At 61.0% G+C, this 18592-nt stretch carries 14 protein-coding genes, 4 tRNA genes and 2 rRNA genes; 2 read left to right on the plus strand and 18 right to left on the minus strand.

All coding sequences use genetic code 11. The annotated features are described in order from the left end of the window. Positions 1 to 68 precede the first annotated feature (68 nt). The 13 genes from rpoC to G3N64_RS09950 form a co-directional block, all read right to left on the minus strand. Entirely contained in the window at positions 69 to 4313 is a 4245-nt protein-coding gene (gene rpoC / locus G3N64_RS09890; protein WP_085043650.1) for a DNA-directed RNA polymerase subunit beta', read from the minus strand. A gap of 21 nt (positions 4314 to 4334) precedes the next feature. Further along, positions 4335 to 8441, minus strand: coding sequence for a DNA-directed RNA polymerase subunit beta (gene rpoB, locus G3N64_RS09895; RefSeq protein WP_205783644.1), 4107 nt, complete (start codon positions 8439 to 8441; stop codon positions 4335 to 4337). Positions 8442 to 8820: 379 nt separating this feature from the next. Then, positions 8821 to 9195, minus strand: coding sequence for a 50S ribosomal protein L7/L12 (gene rplL, locus G3N64_RS09900; protein ID WP_021161757.1), 375 nt, complete (start codon positions 9193 to 9195; stop codon positions 8821 to 8823). 63 nt (positions 9196 to 9258) lie between these two features. Continuing rightward, the gene (rplJ, locus tag G3N64_RS09905; RefSeq protein ID WP_021161756.1) at positions 9259 to 9756 is read right to left on the minus strand and encodes a 50S ribosomal protein L10; all 498 of its coding nucleotides are present in this window, start codon (positions 9754 to 9756) and stop codon (positions 9259 to 9261) included. 307 nt (positions 9757 to 10063) lie between these two features. Next, on the minus strand, positions 10064 to 10762 hold the full coding sequence (gene rplA / locus G3N64_RS09910; protein ID WP_006482906.1) for a 50S ribosomal protein L1: 699 nt from the start codon (positions 10760 to 10762) through the stop codon (positions 10064 to 10066). Next, a complete protein-coding gene (gene rplK / locus G3N64_RS09915) occupies positions 10763 to 11194 on the minus strand; it encodes a 50S ribosomal protein L11 (RefSeq protein ID WP_006477201.1) in 432 nt (143 codons plus the stop codon). 142 nt (positions 11195 to 11336) lie between these two features. Next, positions 11337 to 11894: a transcription termination/antitermination protein NusG gene (nusG, locus tag G3N64_RS09920; protein WP_006400672.1), complete on the minus strand. Its 558-nt coding sequence runs from the start codon at positions 11892 to 11894 to the stop codon at positions 11337 to 11339. Position 11895: 1 nt separating this feature from the next. Then, a complete protein-coding gene (gene secE, locus G3N64_RS09925) occupies positions 11896 to 12276 on the minus strand; it encodes a preprotein translocase subunit SecE (RefSeq protein ID WP_006482892.1) in 381 nt (126 codons plus the stop codon). 43 nt (positions 12277 to 12319) lie between these two features. Beyond that, positions 12320 to 12395 (minus strand) — tRNA-Trp (locus tag G3N64_RS09930). A gap of 59 nt (positions 12396 to 12454) precedes the next feature. After that, on the minus strand, positions 12455 to 13645 hold the full coding sequence (gene tuf, locus G3N64_RS09935; protein ID WP_011350666.1) for an elongation factor Tu: 1191 nt from the start codon (positions 13643 to 13645) through the stop codon (positions 12455 to 12457). Between the two features lie 66 nt (positions 13646 to 13711). Further along, positions 13712 to 13786 (minus strand) — tRNA-Thr (locus G3N64_RS09940). Between the two features lie 24 nt (positions 13787 to 13810). Beyond that, positions 13811 to 13884, minus strand: a tRNA-Gly gene (locus tag G3N64_RS09945). 44 nt (positions 13885 to 13928) lie between these two features. Next, positions 13929 to 14014: transfer RNA gene (locus G3N64_RS09950), tRNA-Tyr, on the minus strand. 125 nt (positions 14015 to 14139) lie between these two features. On the opposite strand from G3N64_RS09950, the gene G3N64_RS09955 reads away from it, so the two are divergent. Together G3N64_RS09955 and G3N64_RS09960 are read left to right on the plus strand one after the other, a co-directional pair. Beyond that, the gene (locus G3N64_RS09955; protein ID WP_205783645.1) at positions 14140 to 14601 is read left to right on the plus strand and encodes a hypothetical protein; all 462 of its coding nucleotides are present in this window, start codon (positions 14140 to 14142) and stop codon (positions 14599 to 14601) included. Between the two features lie 189 nt (positions 14602 to 14790). Next, entirely contained in the window at positions 14791 to 15243 is a 453-nt protein-coding gene (locus tag G3N64_RS09960; protein ID WP_205783646.1) for a hypothetical protein, read from the plus strand. 196 nt (positions 15244 to 15439) lie between these two features. Here the strand turns inward: G3N64_RS09960 and G3N64_RS09965 are convergent, their stop codons facing one another. The 5 genes from G3N64_RS09965 to G3N64_RS09985 form a co-directional block, all read right to left on the minus strand. Continuing rightward, on the minus strand, positions 15440 to 16969 hold the full coding sequence (locus tag G3N64_RS09965) for an IS66 family transposase (RefSeq protein ID WP_205783647.1): 1530 nt from the start codon (positions 16967 to 16969) through the stop codon (positions 15440 to 15442). A 63-nt stretch (positions 16970 to 17032) separates the two neighbouring features. Continuing rightward, complete coding sequence (gene tnpB / locus G3N64_RS09970; protein WP_205783648.1) at positions 17033 to 17389, minus strand: IS66 family insertion sequence element accessory protein TnpB; 357 nt, start codon at positions 17387 to 17389, stop codon at positions 17033 to 17035. Then, entirely contained in the window at positions 17365 to 17787 is a 423-nt protein-coding gene (locus G3N64_RS09975) for a transposase (protein ID WP_346778810.1), read from the minus strand. The genes tnpB and G3N64_RS09975 overlap by 25 nt, the downstream gene beginning before the upstream one ends. A 266-nt stretch (positions 17788 to 18053) precedes the next feature. Further along, a 5S ribosomal RNA gene (gene rrf / locus G3N64_RS09980) occupies positions 18054 to 18166 on the minus strand. A gap of 187 nt (positions 18167 to 18353) precedes the next feature. Next, positions 18354 to 18592, minus strand: a 23S ribosomal RNA gene (locus G3N64_RS09985); the annotation flags it as partial.

The raw sequence follows: 18592 nt of genomic DNA on the forward strand, positions 1-18592 counted from the left end.
AACCGCCCGGCAAAACCGGGCGGTTTCGGTGACAGCGTGTGAGGCAAGGCGGCTCGCGCCGCCCGCGCTTACTCGGCTGCCGGGTGTTGCTGCGGCTCTTCTGCCGGCGCGCTCGGCGTGCCGAAGTCGAATGCCTCTTCCGCTGCGATCTGGTCGAAACGCTCGCGATCCGACGATTCCTTCGCCTTGCGTGCCTTGTGGAACGCGAGACCCGTACCGGCCGGAATCAGACGGCCGACGATCACGTTTTCCTTCAGGCCACGCAGATCGTCGCGCTTGCCCATGATCGCCGCTTCGGTCAGCACGCGGGTCGTTTCCTGGAACGATGCCGCGGAGATGAACGAGTCGGTCGACAGCGATGCCTTCGTGATACCGAGCAGCACGTTGTCGTAGGAAGCCGGACGCTTGTCCTCGGCGATCATGCGATCGTTCTCGTCCAGCATGTCGGAACGCTCGACCTGTTCGCCCGGGATGAAGCGCGTATCGCCGTTGTCGGTGATCTGCACACGACGCAGCATCTGGCGAACGATCACCTCGATGTGCTTGTCGTTGATCTTCACGCCCTGCAGACGATACACGTCCTGCACTTCGTCGACGATGTAGCGCGACAGCGCCTCGATACCCTGCAGACGCAGGATGTCGTGCGGATCGGCCGGACCGTCCACGATCATTTCGCCCTTGTTGACGACCTGGGCATCGTGAACCAGAACCTGCTTTTCCTTCGCGATCAGGAACTCGTGCTGGTTGCCCTCGAGATCCGTGATGACGAGACGCTGCTTGCCCTTCGTGTCCTTACCGAACGACGTCGTACCGGTGACTTCCGCGAGAATGCCGGCATCCTTCGGCGAACGCGCTTCGAACAGTTCCGCCACCCGCGGCAGACCGCCGGTAATGTCACGCGTCTTCTGCGCTTCCGTCGGGATACGTGCGAGCACTTCACCGACCTGCACCTGCTGACCATCCTTCACGGTGATCAGTGCGCCGACCTGGAAGCCGATCTGCACTGCGTGCTCCGTGCCCGGAATCTTCACTTCTTCGCCGTTCGCGTCGAGCAGCTTGACCTGCGGACGCACGCTCTTCGAAGCCTGCGAACCACGACGCTTCACGTCGATCACGACCAGCGTCGACAGGCCGGTCACGTCGTCGATCTGCTTCGCGACGGTCACGCCTTCCTCGACGTTCTCGAACTTCACCGTACCACCGTACTCGGTGATGATCGGACGCGTCAGCGGATCCCACGTGGCGAGCTGCGTGCCAGCCTTGATCGTCGCGCCGTCGAGCTGCAGCAGCGTCGCGCCGTACGGCACTTTGTGACGCTCGCGCTCGCGACCGAAATCGTCGGTGATCATCGCTTCGCCCGAACGGGAAATGACGATCTGCTCGCCCTTCGCGTTCGTGACGTAGCGCATCGTCGCCGTGAAGCGCACGATACCGTTGCTCTTCGCTTCGACCGACGAAGCCACTGCCGCACGCGATGCCGCACCGCCGATGTGGAACGTACGCATCGTCAGCTGCGTGCCCGGTTCACCGATCGACTGCGCCGCGATCACGCCGACTGCTTCACCGACGTTCACGAGCGAGCCGCGGCCGAGGTCACGGCCGTAGCAGGCTGCGCACAGGCCGTAGCGCGTTTCGCAGGTCAGCGGCGTGCGCACGCGCACTTCGTCGATGCCGAGACGTTCGATTTCCTCGACCGCCGTTTCGTCGAGCAGCGTGCCCGATTCGTACACCGTTTCCTGCGTTTCCGGGTTCACGACGTCCGCGACCGCGACGCGGCCGAGGATACGGTCGCGCAGCGCTTCGACGACTTCACCGCCTTCGACCAATGCCTTCATCGCCACGCCGTTCGACGTGCCGCAATCGTCTTCCACCACGACCAGATCCTGCGTGACGTCGACGAGACGACGCGTCAGGTAACCCGAGTTCGCGGTCTTCAGTGCCGTATCAGCCAGACCCTTACGTGCACCGTGGGTCGAGATGAAGTACTGCAACACGTTCAGACCTTCGCGGAAGTTCGCGGTAATCGGCGTCTCGATAATCGAGCCGTCCGGCTTCGCCATCAGGCCGCGCATACCGGCCAGCTGACGAATCTGAACCGCCGAACCCCGGGCACCCGAGTCGGCCATCATGTAGATCGAGTTGAACGACTCCTGGCGCGTTTCCTTGCCGTCGCGGTCCGTCACCGGCTCCGTCGACAGTTGCTCCATCATCGCCTTGCCGACCGCTTCCGACGTTGCCGACCAGATGTCGACCACGTTGTTGTAGCGTTCCTGCGCGGTGACGAGACCCGACATGTACTGACGGTCGTACTCCTTCACCTTCTTCGCGGCGTCGCCGACGATCGTTTCCTTCTGCGGCGGCACGAGCATGTCGTCCACGCAGATCGAGATGCCGGCACGCGTCGCGAGACGGAAACCCGACTGCATCAGCTGGTCGGCAAACACCACCGTCGCGCGCAGGCCGCACTTGCGGAACGCCGTGTTGATCAGGCGCGAGATTTCCTTCTTCTTCAGCGGCTTGTTCAGCACCGAGAACGGCAGGCCGTGCGGCAGGATCTCCGACAGGATCGCGCGACCGACGGTCGTCGCGTACAGCGAGATCTTCGGCACGAATTCCGGCGCGCCTTCCGACGTGTCTTCGTTGCGGACCATTTCGGTAATCCGCACGTTGACGCGCGATGCGAGCTCGACTTCCTTGTTCTCGTACGCGCGGATCGCTTCCGACACGCCCGTGAACGACAGGCCTTCGCCCTTGCCGTTGACCGCTTCGCGGGTCGCGTAGTACAGACCCAGCACGATATCCTGCGACGGCACGATCGACGGATCGCCGTTGGCCGGGAACAGCACGTTGTTCGACGCCAGCATCAGCGTACGCGCTTCCATCTGCGCTTCGAGCGACAGCGGCACGTGAACGGCCATCTGGTCACCGTCGAAGTCGGCGTTGAACGCCGCGCAGACGAGCGGGTGCAGCTGAATTGCCTTGCCTTCGATCAGCACCGGCTCGAACGCCTGGATACCGAGACGGTGCAGCGTCGGCGCACGGTTCAGCATCACCGGGTGCTCGCGGATCACCTCTTCGAGGATGTCCCACACCACCGGCGTCTGGTTCTCGACTTCCTTCTTCGCAGCCTTGATGGTCGTCGCGACGCCCATCACTTCCAGCTTGTTGAAGATGAACGGCTTGAACAGCTCGAGCGCCATCAGCTTCGGCAGACCGCACTGGTGCAGCTTCAGCGTCGGGCCGACCACGATGACCGAACGGCCCGAGTAGTCGACGCGCTTACCCAGCAGGTTCTGACGGAAACGACCGCCCTTGCCCTTGATCATGTCGGCGAGCGACTTCAGCGGACGCTTGTTCGCGCCCGTCATCGCCTTGCCGCGACGACCGTTGTCGAGCAGCGAGTCGACGGCTTCCTGCAGCATCCGCTTTTCGTTGCGGACGATGATTTCAGGCGCCTTCAGCTCGAGCAGACGCTTCAACCGGTTGTTACGGTTGATCACGCGGCGATACAGGTCGTTCAGGTCCGACGTCGCGAAACGGCCGCCATCCAGCGGCACGAGCGGACGCAGTTCCGGCGGCAGCACCGGCAGCACTTCGAGGATCATCCACTCGGGCTTGATGCCCGAGCGCTGGAATGCCTCGAGGACCTTCAGGCGCTTCGCGTATTTCTTGATCTTCGCTTCCGAGCCGGTGTTCTTCAGCTCGGTGCGCAGCGTCTCGACCTGCTCGTCGATGTTGATCGCGCGCAGCAGTTCACGCACGCCTTCCGCGCCCATTTCGGCACGGAATTCGTCGCCGTATTCCTCGACCTTGTTGTAGTAATCCTCTTCGGTCATGATCTGCCGCGCCTTCAGCGGCGTCATGCCCGGTTCGATCACCACATATGCTTCGAAGTACAGCACGCGTTCGATGTCGCGCAGCGTCATGTCGAGCACCATGCCCAGACGCGACGGCAGCGACTTCAGGAACCAGATGTGCGCGACCGGCGAGGCCAGCTCGATGTGACCCATCCGTTCGCGACGCACCTTCGCCAGCGTCACTTCGACGCCGCACTTCTCGCAGATCACGCCGCGGTGCTTCAGACGCTTGTACTTGCCGCACAGGCACTCGTAGTCCTTGATCGGCCCGAAGATCTTCGCGCAAAAGAGACCATCGCGTTCCGGCTTGAACGTACGGTAGTTGATGGTCTCCGGCTTCTTCACTTCACCGAACGACCACGAACGGATCTTGTCCGGCGAGGCCAGACCGATCTTGATCGCGTCGAAAACTTCTTCCTGTTGGACTTGCTTGAATAGATCGAGCAGAGCTTTCATTGCTTTCTCTCCGTAGTCCGATTAATTGCGGTCGAGATCGATGTCGATACCGAGCGAGCGGATTTCCTTCACGAGCACGTTGAAGGATTCCGGCATGCCTGCATCGATCACGTGATCGCCCTTGACCAGGTTTTCATAAACCTTGGTACGGCCGTTCACGTCGTCCGACTTCACCGTCAGCATTTCCTGCAGCACGTACGACGCGCCGTACGCTTCGAGTGCCCATACTTCCATTTCACCGAAACGCTGGCCACCGAACTGCGCCTTACCACCCAGCGGCTGCTGCGTGACGAGCGAGTACGGGCCGGTCGAACGCGCGTGCATCTTGTCGTCGACCAAGTGGTGCAGCTTCAGGTAGTGCATGTAGCCAAGCGTCACGCGACGTTCGAACATTTCACCCGTGCGGCCGTCGTACAGACGAACCTGGTTCTTCGACGGGTTCATGCCGAGCTGTTCCGCGATGTCGTCCGGGAACGCGAGGTCGAGCATCTTGCCCATTTCTTCCTCGGTCGCACCGTCGAACACCGGCGTTGCAAACGGCACGCCTTCGCGCAGGTTCTTCGCGAGTTCGAGGATCTCTTCGTCGGTGAAGCTTTCCAGATCTTCCTGGCGGCCCGAGTCGTTGTAGATCTTCGTCAGGAACACGCGCAGTTCCTCGATCTTCGCCTGACGCTGCAGCATTTCGCCGATACGCCAGCCGAGGCCCTTCGCAGCCCAGCCGAGGTGCACTTCCAGAACCTGACCCACGTTCATCCGCGACGGCACGCCCAGCGGGTTCAGCACGACGTCTGCCGGACGGCCGTCGGCCATGTACGGCATGTCTTCGATCGGGACGATCTTCGACACGACGCCCTTGTTACCGTGACGGCCTGCCATCTTGTCGCCAGGCTGCAGACGGCGCTTGACCGCGAGGTACACCTTGACCATCTTCAGCACGCCCGGCGGCAGTTCGTCGCCTTGCGTGAGCTTCTTGCGCTTCTCTTCGAACGCGAGGTCGAACTGGTGACGCTTTTCTTCGATCGAGTTCTTGATCGCTTCGAGCTGCGCCGCTGCTTCGTCGTCCGCGAGGCGGATGTCGAACCAGTGGTAGTGGTCGAGGTCTTCCAGGTAAGCCTGGTCGATCTTCGTGCCCTTCGCGAGCTTCTTCGGACCGCCGTTCGCGACCTTGCCCACGAGCATGCGCGCGAGACGCTGGAACGCGTCGCCTTCCACGATGCGCAGCTGGTCGTTCAGGTCGAGACGATAACGCTTCAGTTCGTCGTCGATGATCTGTTGCGCACGCTTGTCGCGCTGGATGCCTTCACGCGTGAACACCTGGACGTCGATCACGGTACCGCTCATGCCCGACGGCACGCGCAGCGACGTGTCCTTCACGTCCGAAGCCTTCTCGCCGAAGATCGCGCGCAGCAGCTTCTCTTCCGGCGTCAGCTGGGTCTCGCCCTTCGGCGTGACCTTGCCGACCATCACGTCGCCCGCTTCGACTTCCGCACCGATGTACACGATGCCCGATTCGTCGAGACGGCCGAGCTGGACTTCCGCCAGGTTCGAGATGTCGCGCGTGATTTCTTCCGGCCCGAGCTTCGTGTCGCGTGCAACGACGTTCAGCTCTTCGATGTGGATCGACGTGTAGCGATCGTCCGCAACGACCTTCTCCGAGATCAGGATCGAATCCTCGAAGTTGTACCCGTTCCACGGCATGAACGCGATCAGCATGTTCTGACCGAGCGCGAGCTCGCCCAGGTCCGTCGAGGCGCCGTCGGCCAGCACGTCGCCGCGCGAGACCTTGTCGCCCATCTTCACGATCGGACGCTGGTTGATGTTCGTGTTCTGGTTCGAACGCGTGTACTTGATCAGGTTGTAGATGTCGACACCGACTTCACCTGCGACCGCTTCGTCGTCGTTCACGCGAATCACGATACGGCCTGCGTCGACATAGTCGACGACGCCGCCGCGGAACGCCTGAACCGTCGTACCCGAGTCGACCGCGCAGGTGCGCTCGATGCCCGTACCGACGACCGGCTTCTCCGGACGCAGACACGGCACGGCCTGACGCTGCATGTTCGAACCCATCAGTGCACGGTTCGCGTCATCGTGCTCGAGGAACGGAATCAGCGAAGCTGCCACCGACACGATCTGCGACGGCGCGACGTCCATGTACTGGATACGGTCCGGCGTGACCATCATCGTTTCGCCGGCTTCACGCGACGACACGAGTTCGTCGATCAGCTGGCCGTTCTCGTCGATCGCGGCGTTCGCCTGAGCGATCATGTAGCGGCCTTCTTCGATCGCCGACAGGTAGTCGATCTGGTCGGTCACCTTGCTGTCCACGACCTTGCGGTACGGCGTCTCGAGGAAGCCGTACTCGTTCAGGTGCGCATACAGTGCGAGCGAGTTGATCAGACCGATGTTCGGACCTTCCGGCGTTTCGATCGGGCACACGCGGCCATAGTGGGTCGGGTGCACGTCGCGGACTTCAAAGCCTGCGCGCTCGCGCGTCAGACCGCCCGGGCCCAGTGCGGAAACACGGCGCTTGTGCGTGATTTCCGACAGCGGATTGGTCTGGTCCATGAACTGCGACAGCTGCGACGAACCGAAGAACTCGCGGATCGCCGACGAAATCGGCTTCGAGTTGATCAGGTCGTGCGGCATCAGGTTTTCGCTTTCGGCCTGGCCGAGGCGTTCCTTGACCGCGCGCTCGACACGCACGAGGCCTGCGCGGAACTGGTTTTCCGCCAGTTCGCCGACGCAACGCACGCGACGGTTGCCGAGGTGGTCGATGTCGTCCACTTCGCCCTTGCCGTTGCGCAGCTCGACGAGGATCTTGATCGTCGCGAGGATGTCGTCGTCCTGCAGCGTCATCGGGCCGGTGATCTCGTCACGGCTGACGCGGCGGTTGAACTTCATACGGCCGACCTTCGACAGGTCGTACGCTTCTTCGCTGTAGAACAGGCGGTTGAACAGTGCCTCGACCGCTTCTTCGGTCGGCGGCTCGCCCGGACGCATCATGCGGTAGATCGCGATGCGTGCGGCCGTCCTGTCGGTCGTTTCGTCGACACGCAGCGTCGACGAGATGTACGGGCCCTGGTCAAGGTCGTTCGTGTAGAGCGTCTGGATATCCTTGATGCCCGCTTCGCGCAGCTTCTCGAGCACGCTTTCCGTGACTTCGTCGTTCGCGCTCGCGATCACTTCGCCGGTGTCGCCGTCGACGACGTTCTTCGCCAGCACGCGGCCGAGCAGATAGTCTTCCGGCACCGAGATGAACTTGGTCTTCGCGGCTTCGAGGTCGCGAATGTGCTTCGCGTTGATCCGCTTGTCCTTCTGGACGATGACCTTGCCATCACGATCCGTGATGTCGAAACGCGCGACTTCACCACGCAGGCGCTCAGGCACGAACTCGAGTTGCGCGCCTTCGTCCATCAGCGTGAAGTTGTCGAACACGAAGAAGTTCGCGAGGATCTGTTCCGGCGTGAGGCCGATGGCCTTCAGCAGGATCGTGACCGGCATCTTGCGGCGACGGTCGACACGGAAGTACAGGATGTCCTTCGGATCGAATTCGAAGTCGAGCCACGAGCCGCGGTACGGAATGATCCGTGCCGAGAACAGCAGCTTGCCCGAGCTGTGCGTCTTGCCCTTGTCGTGTTCGAAGAACACGCCCGGCGAACGGTGCAGCTGCGAGACGATGACACGCTCGGTGCCGTTGATGACGAACGAGCCCGTCGGCGTCATGAGCGGCATTTCGCCCATGTACACTTCCTGCTCTTTCACTTCCTTGACGACCGGCTTGTTCGGCGATTCCTTGTCAAGAATGACAAGGCGGACCTTCGCGCGCAGCGCGGAGCAGTACGTCAGGCCACGCTGCTGGCATTCCTTGATGTTGAATGCCGGCGCGGACAGCGCATAGCTCACGAACTCGAGGCGTGCAAAGCCGTTGTGCGAAACAATGGGAAATACCGATGTGAACGCGGCCTGCAAACCCTCAGGCTTGCGTTGTGTCGCGGGCACATCGGCTTGCAGAAACGTGCTGAATGATTCAAGCTGAGTAGCCAGCAAGAACGGAACTTGGTGAACGATGGGGCGCTTCGCGAAACTCTTGCGAATGCGCTTCTTCTCGGTGAAGGAATATTGCATACGATCTCCGAATCACGGCGGGTGCTATCGAGGCGGAATACCTGGACGTTTCAAACCCGAGTGTTCACCGACTGAGACCCGATGGCCGTCCGACACGGCTTGAACGAGCCGAGAAGCTTGGTGGTTGGCCGCTACCAACCGCTGGCTGACGGCAGCGGATGCCTGTGTTGCCCGCTACCCGACCAAACTTGCCTTCTGCAGTCGCTTCAGAAGACAAAGAGAACCGCCAATCGTGACCAATGACAACGATCAGGCGGTTTTCTTTGGCTTCTGGGGCCGATTATTCGGGCTCCCGAATGAGTGCCAGAATAACGTCCCCACAAAGCACAAAAAGGCCGGCGGTGAAAATACCGCCAGCCTTCGCACAGCGCGCCGAAACTTACTTGACTTCGACCTTCGCGCCAGCTTCTTCCAGCTTCTTCTTGGCTTCTTCAGCAGCAGCCTTGTCGACGCCTTCCTTGACAGCCTTCGGTGCGCCGTCAACGACGTCCTTCGCTTCCTTCAGGCCGAGGCCCGTCAGTTCGCGAACTGCCTTGATGACTGCAACCTTGTTGCTGCCTGCTTCAGCCAGAACGACCGTGAATTCGGTCTTCTCTTCTGCAGCAGCAGCAGCGCCGCCGCCTGCCGGGCCAGCGACTGCCACTGCAGCTGCCGACACGCCAAACTTCTCTTCGAACGCCTTGACCAGTTCGTTCAGTTCCAGAACGGTCATCCCTTCGACTGCTGCCAGGATGTCTTCTTTTGCGATTGCCATTTGAAATACTCCTAAATTGAATTCGGATACAGCCAGCGATCAATGACGCTGATGCACGTTCGCTTACGCAGCTTCCGCTTGCTTCTTCTCGGCCAGCGCTGCCAGAGCACGCGCGAAGCCCGAAACAGGCGATTGCATAACGAACAGCAGCTTCGAGAGCAGTTCTTCGCGGCTCGGGATGCTTGCCAGCGCTTGCACGCCAGCCTTGTCCATCACCTTGCCATCGAACGAACCAGCCTTGATGACCAACTTGTCATTGCTCTTGCTGAAGTCGTTGACGACCTTAGCAGCAGCAATTGCATCTTCCGAGATGCCGTAGATCAACGGGCCAGTCATCTGCTCTGCCAGCGGAGCAAACGGCGTACCTTCAACAGCGCGACGCGCCAGCGTGTTCTTCAACACGCGCAGGTAAACCTGTTGCTCACGCGCTTTCGCGCGCAGCTTGGTCAGATCGCCAACCGCAATTCCACGATACTCAGCCAGCACAACGGTCTGGGCCTTCGCGACTTGCGCGGAAACCTCAGCGACGACGGCTTGCTTGTCTTCTCTATTAAGCGGCACGGTTAGCCTCCAGAAACGATACGTTCGGCTTGCCGGTATGGCCCGAACCTCACGTACCTCGTTCAACAACGGCGTCCGACCTCGTTAGGAGTATTTCCACCTCACGCCGGGAATCACTTCACGGCCTGCGGCTTCACCACTGCAAAACTTTTTCGGGTTCGCCATCTGCGTTGGCTTGAATTAAGGGATCACTTGCCTGCTGTGCCCCACCAACGGTCTTTGATAACCGGTTGTTCGCCTTGCCGCACGAACAACCGCCCAAAGCCCATGTGGGCCGCTTCGCGAACGAAGCGGCCCGAATACTTGCTTATTGTGCTGCCAGCGTAGCCTGGTCGACACGCACGCCGACGCCCATCGTGCTCGACAGTGCGATCTTGCGCAGGTAGACGCCCTTGCTCGTTGCCGGCTTTGCCTTCTGCAGCGCTTCGATCAGCGCCGACAGGTTCGAACGCAGTGCGGTCGGTTCGAACGATGCACGGCCGATGGTCGCGTGGATGATACCGGCCTTGTCGACACGGAATTGCACCTGACCAGCCTTCGCGTTCTTGACGGCGGTCGCGACGTCCGGCGTGACCGTACCGACCTTCGGGTTCGGCATCAGGCCGCGCGGGCCGAGGATCTGACCGAGCGTACCGACGATACGCATCGTGTCCGGCGAAGCGATCACGATGTCGAAGTCCATCTGGCCAGCCTTGATCTGCTCTGCCAGGTCTTCCATACCGACGATTTCCGCGCCTGCTGCACGCGCTTGTTCAGCCTTCTCGCCTTGCGCGAACACAGCAACGCGAACCGACTTGCCCGTACCTGCCGGCAGAACGACCGAACCACGAACGACCTGGTCCGACTTCTTCGCATCGATGCCGAGCTGGACTGCGACGTCGATCGACTCGTCGAACTTCGCGCTCGCGCATTCCTTCACGAGGCTCAGTGCGTCTTCGATCGCGTACAGCTTCTGACGATCAACCTTGGCGGCAAATGCCTGACGGCGCTTGGAGATCTTAGCCATTTACACGCCCTCCACAGTGATGCCCATCGAGCGTGCGCTACCAGCGATGGTGCGAACGGCTGCGTCCAGATCAGCTGCCGTAAGGTCCGGCATCTTGGTCTTCGCGATTTCTTCAGCTTGAGCGCGCGTGATCGAACCGACCTTGTCGGTGTGCGGCTTGCTCGAGCCCTTGTCCACCTTCGCCGCCTTCTTGATCAGGACGGTCGCCGGCGGCGTCTTCATCACGAACGTGAAGCTCTTGTCAGCGAATGCCGTGATGACCACCGGCACCGGCAGACCCGGCTCCATGCCTTGAGTCTGAGCGTTGAACGCCTTGCAGAACTCCATGATGTTCAGGCCGCGCTGGCCCAGTGCCGGACCGACCGGCGGCGACGGGTTGGCTTTACCTGCAGGGATCTGCAGCTTGATAAAGCCGATAATCTTCTTTGCCATTTGTGAACCTCATTGGAACGCCAGAGGAGGCGTTCGGTGAGTAATAACGCGCTTTCGCCGCTGGCTACTGACGCTCCTCAACGGCCATGACGCGGGCCGTAAGCGCGAAGGTGGGCAGCCGAGGCTGCCCACCGAATCGGGATCAAACTTTTTCGACCTGGCCGAACTCGAGCTCGACCGGGGTGGATCGGCCAAAGATGGTGACCGACACACGCACGCGCGATTTTTCGTAGTTGACTTCTTCGACGGTGCCATTGAAGTCCGTGAACGGACCTTCCTTGACACGCACCATCTCGCCGACTTCGAACAGGGTCTTCGGGCGCGGCTTTTCGACGCCTTCCTGCATCTGCGACATGATCTTCTCGACTTCCTTCGGGGAAATCGGGGTCGGGCGGTTACGCGCACCGCCGACGAAGCCGGTGACCTTCGCGGTGTTCTTCACGAGGTGCCACGTTTCGTCCGTCATTTCCATTTCCACCAGCACGTAGCCGGGGAAGAAACGACGCTCGGTTACAGCCTTGTGGCCGCCTTTGACTTCGACCACTTCTTCGGTCGGGACCAGGATCTGACCGAATTTGTCCTGCATGCCAGCACGTTCGATGCGCTCCTGAAGCGCACGTTGCACGCTCTTCTCCATACCGGAGTAGGCGTGCACGACGTACCAACGCTTTCCGCTCGGGGATGCCGGAGTATCGCTCATATCATTTCCAACCCAGAATCGCCGAGAAAATCACCCATTCGATCGATTTGTCACTCAACCAGAGGAAAATCGCCATCACAAGCACGAAACCGAACACGACGAGTGTGGTTTGCGTTGCTTCCTTGCGGGTGGGCCATACGACCTTGCGGACTTCCTTGTACGAATCCTTGGCAAACGCGATGAGGCTCTTGCCAGGTGCGGACATCAGCCCGACGGCCACGCCGGCGATGATACCTACCGCCAACGCGGCACCGCGGACATACCACTGCTGATTGGCCAGCCAGAAGAAGCCCACGAATCCGGCCAAGACCAGCAATACGCCCAGGGCCAGCATCAGCTTATCGCCGGAGGTATTTACAGTTTCGACGGATGGATTCGCCATAACACCTTAAAACAAATGCCACGTAGGACACGTGGCTATTTTTTGGCAGGGGCAGAGGGAATCGAACCCCCAACCTTCGGTTTTGGAGACCGACGCTCTGCCAGTTGAGCTATACCCCTAAACCATGCTGGGGCTGGCTGTTGCCAGCCCCAAAACTGTCGATCAACGAATAACTGGCTTACTCGATGATCTTGGCGACGACGCCGGCGCCGACCGTACGGCCGCCTTCGCGGATTGCGAAGCGCAGACCTTCTTCCATCGCGATCGGAGCGATCAGCTTCACCGTGATCGACACGTTGTCGCCCGGCATCACCATTTCCTTGTCCTTCGGCAGCTCGATCGAGCCCGTCACGTCCGTCGTACGGAAGTAGAACTGCGGACGGTAGTTGTTGAAGAACGGCGTGTGACGGCCGCCTTCGTCCTTGCTCAGTACGTACACTTCAGCCGTGAAGTGCGTGTGCGGCGTGATCGAACCCGGCTTCGCCAGAACCTGGCCACGCTCCACGTCTTCACGCTTCGTGCCGCGCAGCAGGATACCAACGTTGTCGCCTGCCTGACCTTGGTCCAGCAGCTTGCGGAACATTTCAACGCCCGTGCAGGTCGTCTTCACCGTCGGCTTGATACCGACGATTTCGATTTCTTCGCCGACCTTCACGATGCCGCGCTCGACACGACCCGTCACCACCGTACCACGGCCCGAGATCGAGAACACGTCTTCCACCGGCATCAGGAACGCGCCGTCAACTGCACGCTCCGGCGTCGGGATGTACGTGTCCAGCGCGTCGGCCAGGCTCATGATCGCCACTTCGCCCAGCTCGCCCGTGTCGCCTTCCAGCGCCAGCTTTGCCGAACCCTTCACGATCGGCGTGTCGTCGCCCGGGAAGTCGTACTTCGACAGGAGTTCGCGAACTTCCATCTCGACCAGCTCGAGCAGTTCAGCGTCGTCCACCATGTCGCACTTGTTCAGGAACACGATGATGTACGGAACGCCAACCTGACGCGCCAGCAGGATGTGCTCACGCGTTTGCGGCATCGGGCCGTCTGCTGCCGAGCAAACCAGGATCGCGCCGTCCATCTGCGCCGCGCCCGTGATCATGTTCTTCACATAGTCAGCGTGGCCCGGGCAGTCAACGTGTGCGTAGTGGCGGTTAGCCGTTTCGTACTCGACGTGTGCCGTGTTGATCGTGATGCCGCGCGCCTTTTCTTCCGGTGCCGCGTCGATCTGGTCGTATGCCTTCGCTTCGCCGCCGAACTTCTTCGTCAGAACCGTCGTGATCGCTGCCGTCAGCGTCGTCTTGCCGTGGTCAACGTGACCAATCGTACCAACGTTCACGTGCGGCTTGGTCCGCTCGAATTTACCCTTGGCCATTTTCGACTCCCAAAAGGAATTTCACAGGTTGCGCCGCGCGCAAACAAGACACTGACTTTTTACTGCTGGTGCCCATGGGCAGGATCGAACTGCCGACCTCTCCCTTACCAAGGGAGTGCTCTACCACTGAGCCACATGGGCGCTTTACGCTTCAACTTCGCGGTCTGGAGCGGGTGAAGGGAATCGAACCCTCGTCGTAAGCTTGGAAGGCTTCTGCTCTACCATTGAGCTACACCCGCACGGGCCACAAACGATTCCTTACCGCTCACTGCGCTGATAATCTTGGTGGAGGAGGTTGGATTCGAACCAACGTAGGCGTAAGCCAACAGATTTACAGTCTGCCCCCTTTAGCCACTCGGGCACCCCTCCGTAGAGAACTGACGATTATGGGGGTGCATCGCACTTCTGTCAAGCACATCCGGAAGATTATTTTCACGCTCTTCCCGACACCCGCTTAACCACCGATCTCCCGCCCTTGCCCGGCTAAGGCAAGCATGGGTGCTACCGATCAGTGCCACATCTTCGTCAGACTCCGCCCTCAACGTCGATCTGCATCTACGCTGAAAACGAAAGACCGCCATCATACGACCTCTCGAGCACTCTGCCAAGCGGATAGACGAAAAATTTCCGCAAATTTCGTGCCGAGCGGCATCTATCATCTGTCACCGATACCACGCGGGGCGCTTCTTCCAATTTCACGCGTTGGCTGGCGCAACCTTGCAGGCGATATACGTGGCCAGGCTTTCGAGCGCTTCCGGCGGGCGCATCCGGAATTTGGCCACGGCTTTCAACGAGAAATCGTGGTTACGATGCTGGCCTTTGCTGACTTCCGCGACAGCCGCGACTACCGTCCGGGCGACCTGCCCGCCTCCAGTTCGAATCCTCATGCGTCTGCTTGTCGTTGTGATGGCCTTCGTGGCTTGACCGCACATGCCACCGATCCGGCAGACGCCTAGTCACGCTCGAGCACGATCGCCGGGATCCGTGGCAACCCCTGGCGGATAGCCGCAGCCCAAGACGCCCGGCGGCAACCGCTGCGCTCGCCACATATGGCAGGCGAAAGCCTTCACTCCATGCCGGGCGCCTCGGTTCGGCACACATCGATTCGTCTGGGGCACCCTCCTGGAGTCAGGATGCGATCGCCTATGCTTGGCTGGAACGACACACCCTCGTATCTCATCACCGCCAGCACCGGCGATGAGGCGTCGGAAAGTGAATCTGGCGGGTCAGCCTGTATCGACGCATTGCAACCATTACTTGGCGACGACATGCGGCCCAGCCCAGGGCTGCCCCGCAGGCTCGTCGTAGCGATCTCGACGAACGTTCTGCAGTGTGCCGCCTATTGCGTCTCGCCGTCGTGCAAACCGACCAACGTCAGCATCTGGTCGGCCTATGCCGGCGAATCCGCGACATACACGCGACATCCCGCATGCCGGTACGATGCCCGCCACGTGCAGCTGAACGCCAATACCTGCGTAGGGTTCGACGCCGGCGCGATCTCCGCACCGCGTCCATCAGAAGACACGGGAAGGAAAAGCTGGCATGTGACATCCAGGCTTCAACGTCCACCGCTCGACGCCCGGCGCTGTTCGTGCTGACTCGAAATCAAGGCCGGAACTCGACGTGCCGGTTTTCGCCCGGCAATGACTCCGCGCTCGGCGATCCGAGTACAGCATGCACGGTACGATCGCCCGGAGTCGACGCTGGCGGTAGCACTCGCGGCAAGAACACGCTTAACGTTAGATATAGGGTAAGCGCCCGGCGAAGGCATCCCTCGGCGTAAATTGCCGTCAATCAAGCGGCGACGGGTGCCCAACGATGCGGCAGAAGCGCGGCGATGTCGTCGGCGCGGTGGGTCGGCAGGCGATCGAGCACGTCTTTCAAATAGACGTAGGGATCATGGCCATTGAGCTGCGCTGATCGAATCAGGCTCATGATCGCGGCGGCCCGTTTCCCGGCGCGCAGAGAACCGGCGAACAACCAATTCGCGCGCCCCGTTGCCCACGGACGGATCTGGTTTTCCAACCAGTTGTTGTCGATGGGCACATGCCCATCGAACAGATAGCGCGTGAGCGCCTCCCAGCGCTTGAGGCTGTAGTCGAGCGCCTTGGCGATCGCCGATCCCTCGGAGACCAATTTGCGCTGGGCAACCATCCACTCATGTAACGCATCGGCGATCGGCCGAGCGCGCTCCTGACGAACCTCGCGTCGGCGAGCGGGATCAAGTTCCGCGACGTCGCGTTCGATGTCGTAAAGTGCGCCGAAGTATTTCAGCGCCTGTTCGGCGATCTGGCTCCGGTGGTTCGCGTGCAGTTCGAAGAACTTCCGTCTCGCGTGGGCCATACATCCGATTTCGGTAATGCCCAGCTCGAATCCGGCTTTGTACGCGCTGTAGTCGTCGCACACCAACTTGCCACGCCACTTGCCGAGGAACGCGCGAGCATGTTCGCCAGCACGACTGTCGGCGAACGCATAGATCACCGCGCGCATGTCGGCGAACTGCGTCGTGGCGTACGCCCAGACGTATGCCCGCTGCGTCTTGCCTTTACCGGGAACCAGCATCTGCACCGGCGTTTCGTCGGCGTGCAGCACATCCTGCTGGAGAAGCGCTTCGTGAAGCGCGTCGACCAGTGGCTGCAACCGCACGCCGCACACGCCGACCCACGCACCGAGCGTCGATTGCGCAATCGCCAGGCCGGCGCGCTCAAAGATGCGTTCCTGCCGATATAGCGGCAAGTGATCGCCGTACTTGGCAACCAGCACCTGTGCGAGCAATCCGGTGGTGGGAATGCCCTTGTCGATCACATGCGGCCCAACGGGTGCCTGAATCAGCGTCTCGCACGCCTTGCAGGCCCATTTGCCGCGGATGTGGCGCTCGACCGTGAACACCCCCGGCGTATAGTCCAGCTTCTCGCTGATGTCCTCGCCGATGCGCGCGCGCCGGCAACCGCAGGAGCACGTGATGTCGTCGGGTTCGTGATGGATGTCGGTGCGCGGCAAGTGCGGCGGCAACGGTGCACGCTTGGGTTTCTGCCGTTGCTTGTCCGCCGGCGTCGGTTGCAACTGCTCCAGCTCGATTTCGAGTGCGGCCAGGTCGGCGTCGATGGCCTCGTCGAGCAGGCTCATCTGCTCGGCGGTGAACTGCTCGCTGCGCTTACCGAATTGCAGGCGCTTGAGCGCGGCGATCTCGTGGGTAAGTTGGTCAATGCGCGTCTGGCGGTAGTGCAGCTCCCGGTCCTTCTCGCCGATCTGAGCCATCAACTGCGCAGCCAGCGTGCGCAGTTCGTCAGGGCTCAGGGCGTCGAGGTTGGCGGGTTGGTTCATGCGGCCAGTCTGCCAGAACCTAACCCGCCGCGGAAGCAAGCCAGCTTACGGCCTTGGGGGGTATTACACGACCGTGATCGCGTGATCGTGGGTGAGCGTCTGCCACGGGAGCCCGGTCACCAGCGCGTGCAACTGCTCAGGATTCAGCGCGGTGGCGATCGCCTGATCTCCGTTCGTCCAGATGAATCGCCCCTTGTTCAGGCGACGTGCGGCCAGCCAGATACCGAACCCGTCGTACACCAGCACCTTCAGACGCGTCGAATGCCGGTTGGCGAACAGGTAGGCGTGGTGCGGACGCACCGCGCCGAACACCTTCACCACCCGGGCCAGTATTGTATCGACGCCAGCGCGCATATCGATGGGCTCCGTCGCCAGCCAGATCGCCTCGATGCGGATCACCGCAGCCACCCTTGCAACCATGCCGCGCAATCGGCCGCAGCGCATAGCGGCCAGCGCACCGTCACGGTCGCCGCACCCCGGCATACCTCGATCTGAATCTCGGTCGCGGCAGCCGTCGCGCCCGGCGCTTCCAGTTGCAATGGGATGAACTCCGCCGGCGGCATGCTCAGCGACTGACGCGCTTCGCTCGCGGCGTCCTGCTCCTCCCGTGCGGCGACCCATCGACGCAGCAGATTCGCGTTCAACCGGTAATGCAGCGCAACCGCCGCGATCGACACGTTTGGCTGCATCGCCGCTCGGATCACCTTCTCCTTGAATTCCTTGCTGTGCCGGCGGCGTCGCGTTGGCTCCACCGCCTCCAAAATCGCTTCATTCTCGTCCATAGCGTACACGTGTCCATTTAAAAAATAGGTGGACACGATCGTCGCCTTCATCACCCCGACGGTTCAAGGTGACATTGCCGGGGGCTTACCGTCGATCCAGGTCAGAGTTGTATTGCGCGGGGGAACGCGCCGGGAGATCTCAGTGGCGCCGAGCGGTAGATCGCACGAGAACGGTGGAGGCTTGAGCCGACGCATTCGACGTGCCTGTTCCAACCAGGCCGGCCATCCCGATCCCCCATGCATTTCCGTCGCCGGAATGCAAAAACCCCCGCCTTTCGGGCGGGGGTTTCTGGCTTGAGGGAGCCTGACGATTACCTACTTTCACACGGGAATCCGCACTATCATCGGCGTAGAGTCGTTTCACGGTCCTGTTCGGGATGGGAAGGGGTGGGACCGACTCGCTATGGTCATCAGGCAAAGAGGGTTGTTGCGCTGGCTTCGCAGCACAACCAATCTTGGAAGAAGCAGTAATTTCGTTGGGTTGTGAGCTGTATCTCACACGTACGCGGTACTTCAACCGTCGTACGTCGAGTGCCTTGCACTCGACGCTCGATATCCGTAAAGCGCTGAAGCGCTAACGGCTATCGAGACAGACTTGTTATAGGATCAAGCCTTACGGGCAATTAGTATCAGTTAGCTGAACGCATTACTGCGCTTACACACCTGACCTATCAACGTCCTGGTCTCGAACGACCCTTCAAGGGGATCTAGTCCCCAGGGATATCTCATCTTAAGGCGAGTTTCCCGCTTAGATGCTTTCAGCGGTTATCTCTTCCGAACATAGCTACCCGGCGATGCCACTGGCGTGACAACCGGTACACCAGAGGTTCGTCCACTCCGG

This window comes from Burkholderia sp. Ac-20344 (genome assembly GCF_017104975.1).
GTDB lineage: Bacteria > Pseudomonadota > Gammaproteobacteria > Burkholderiales > Burkholderiaceae > Burkholderia.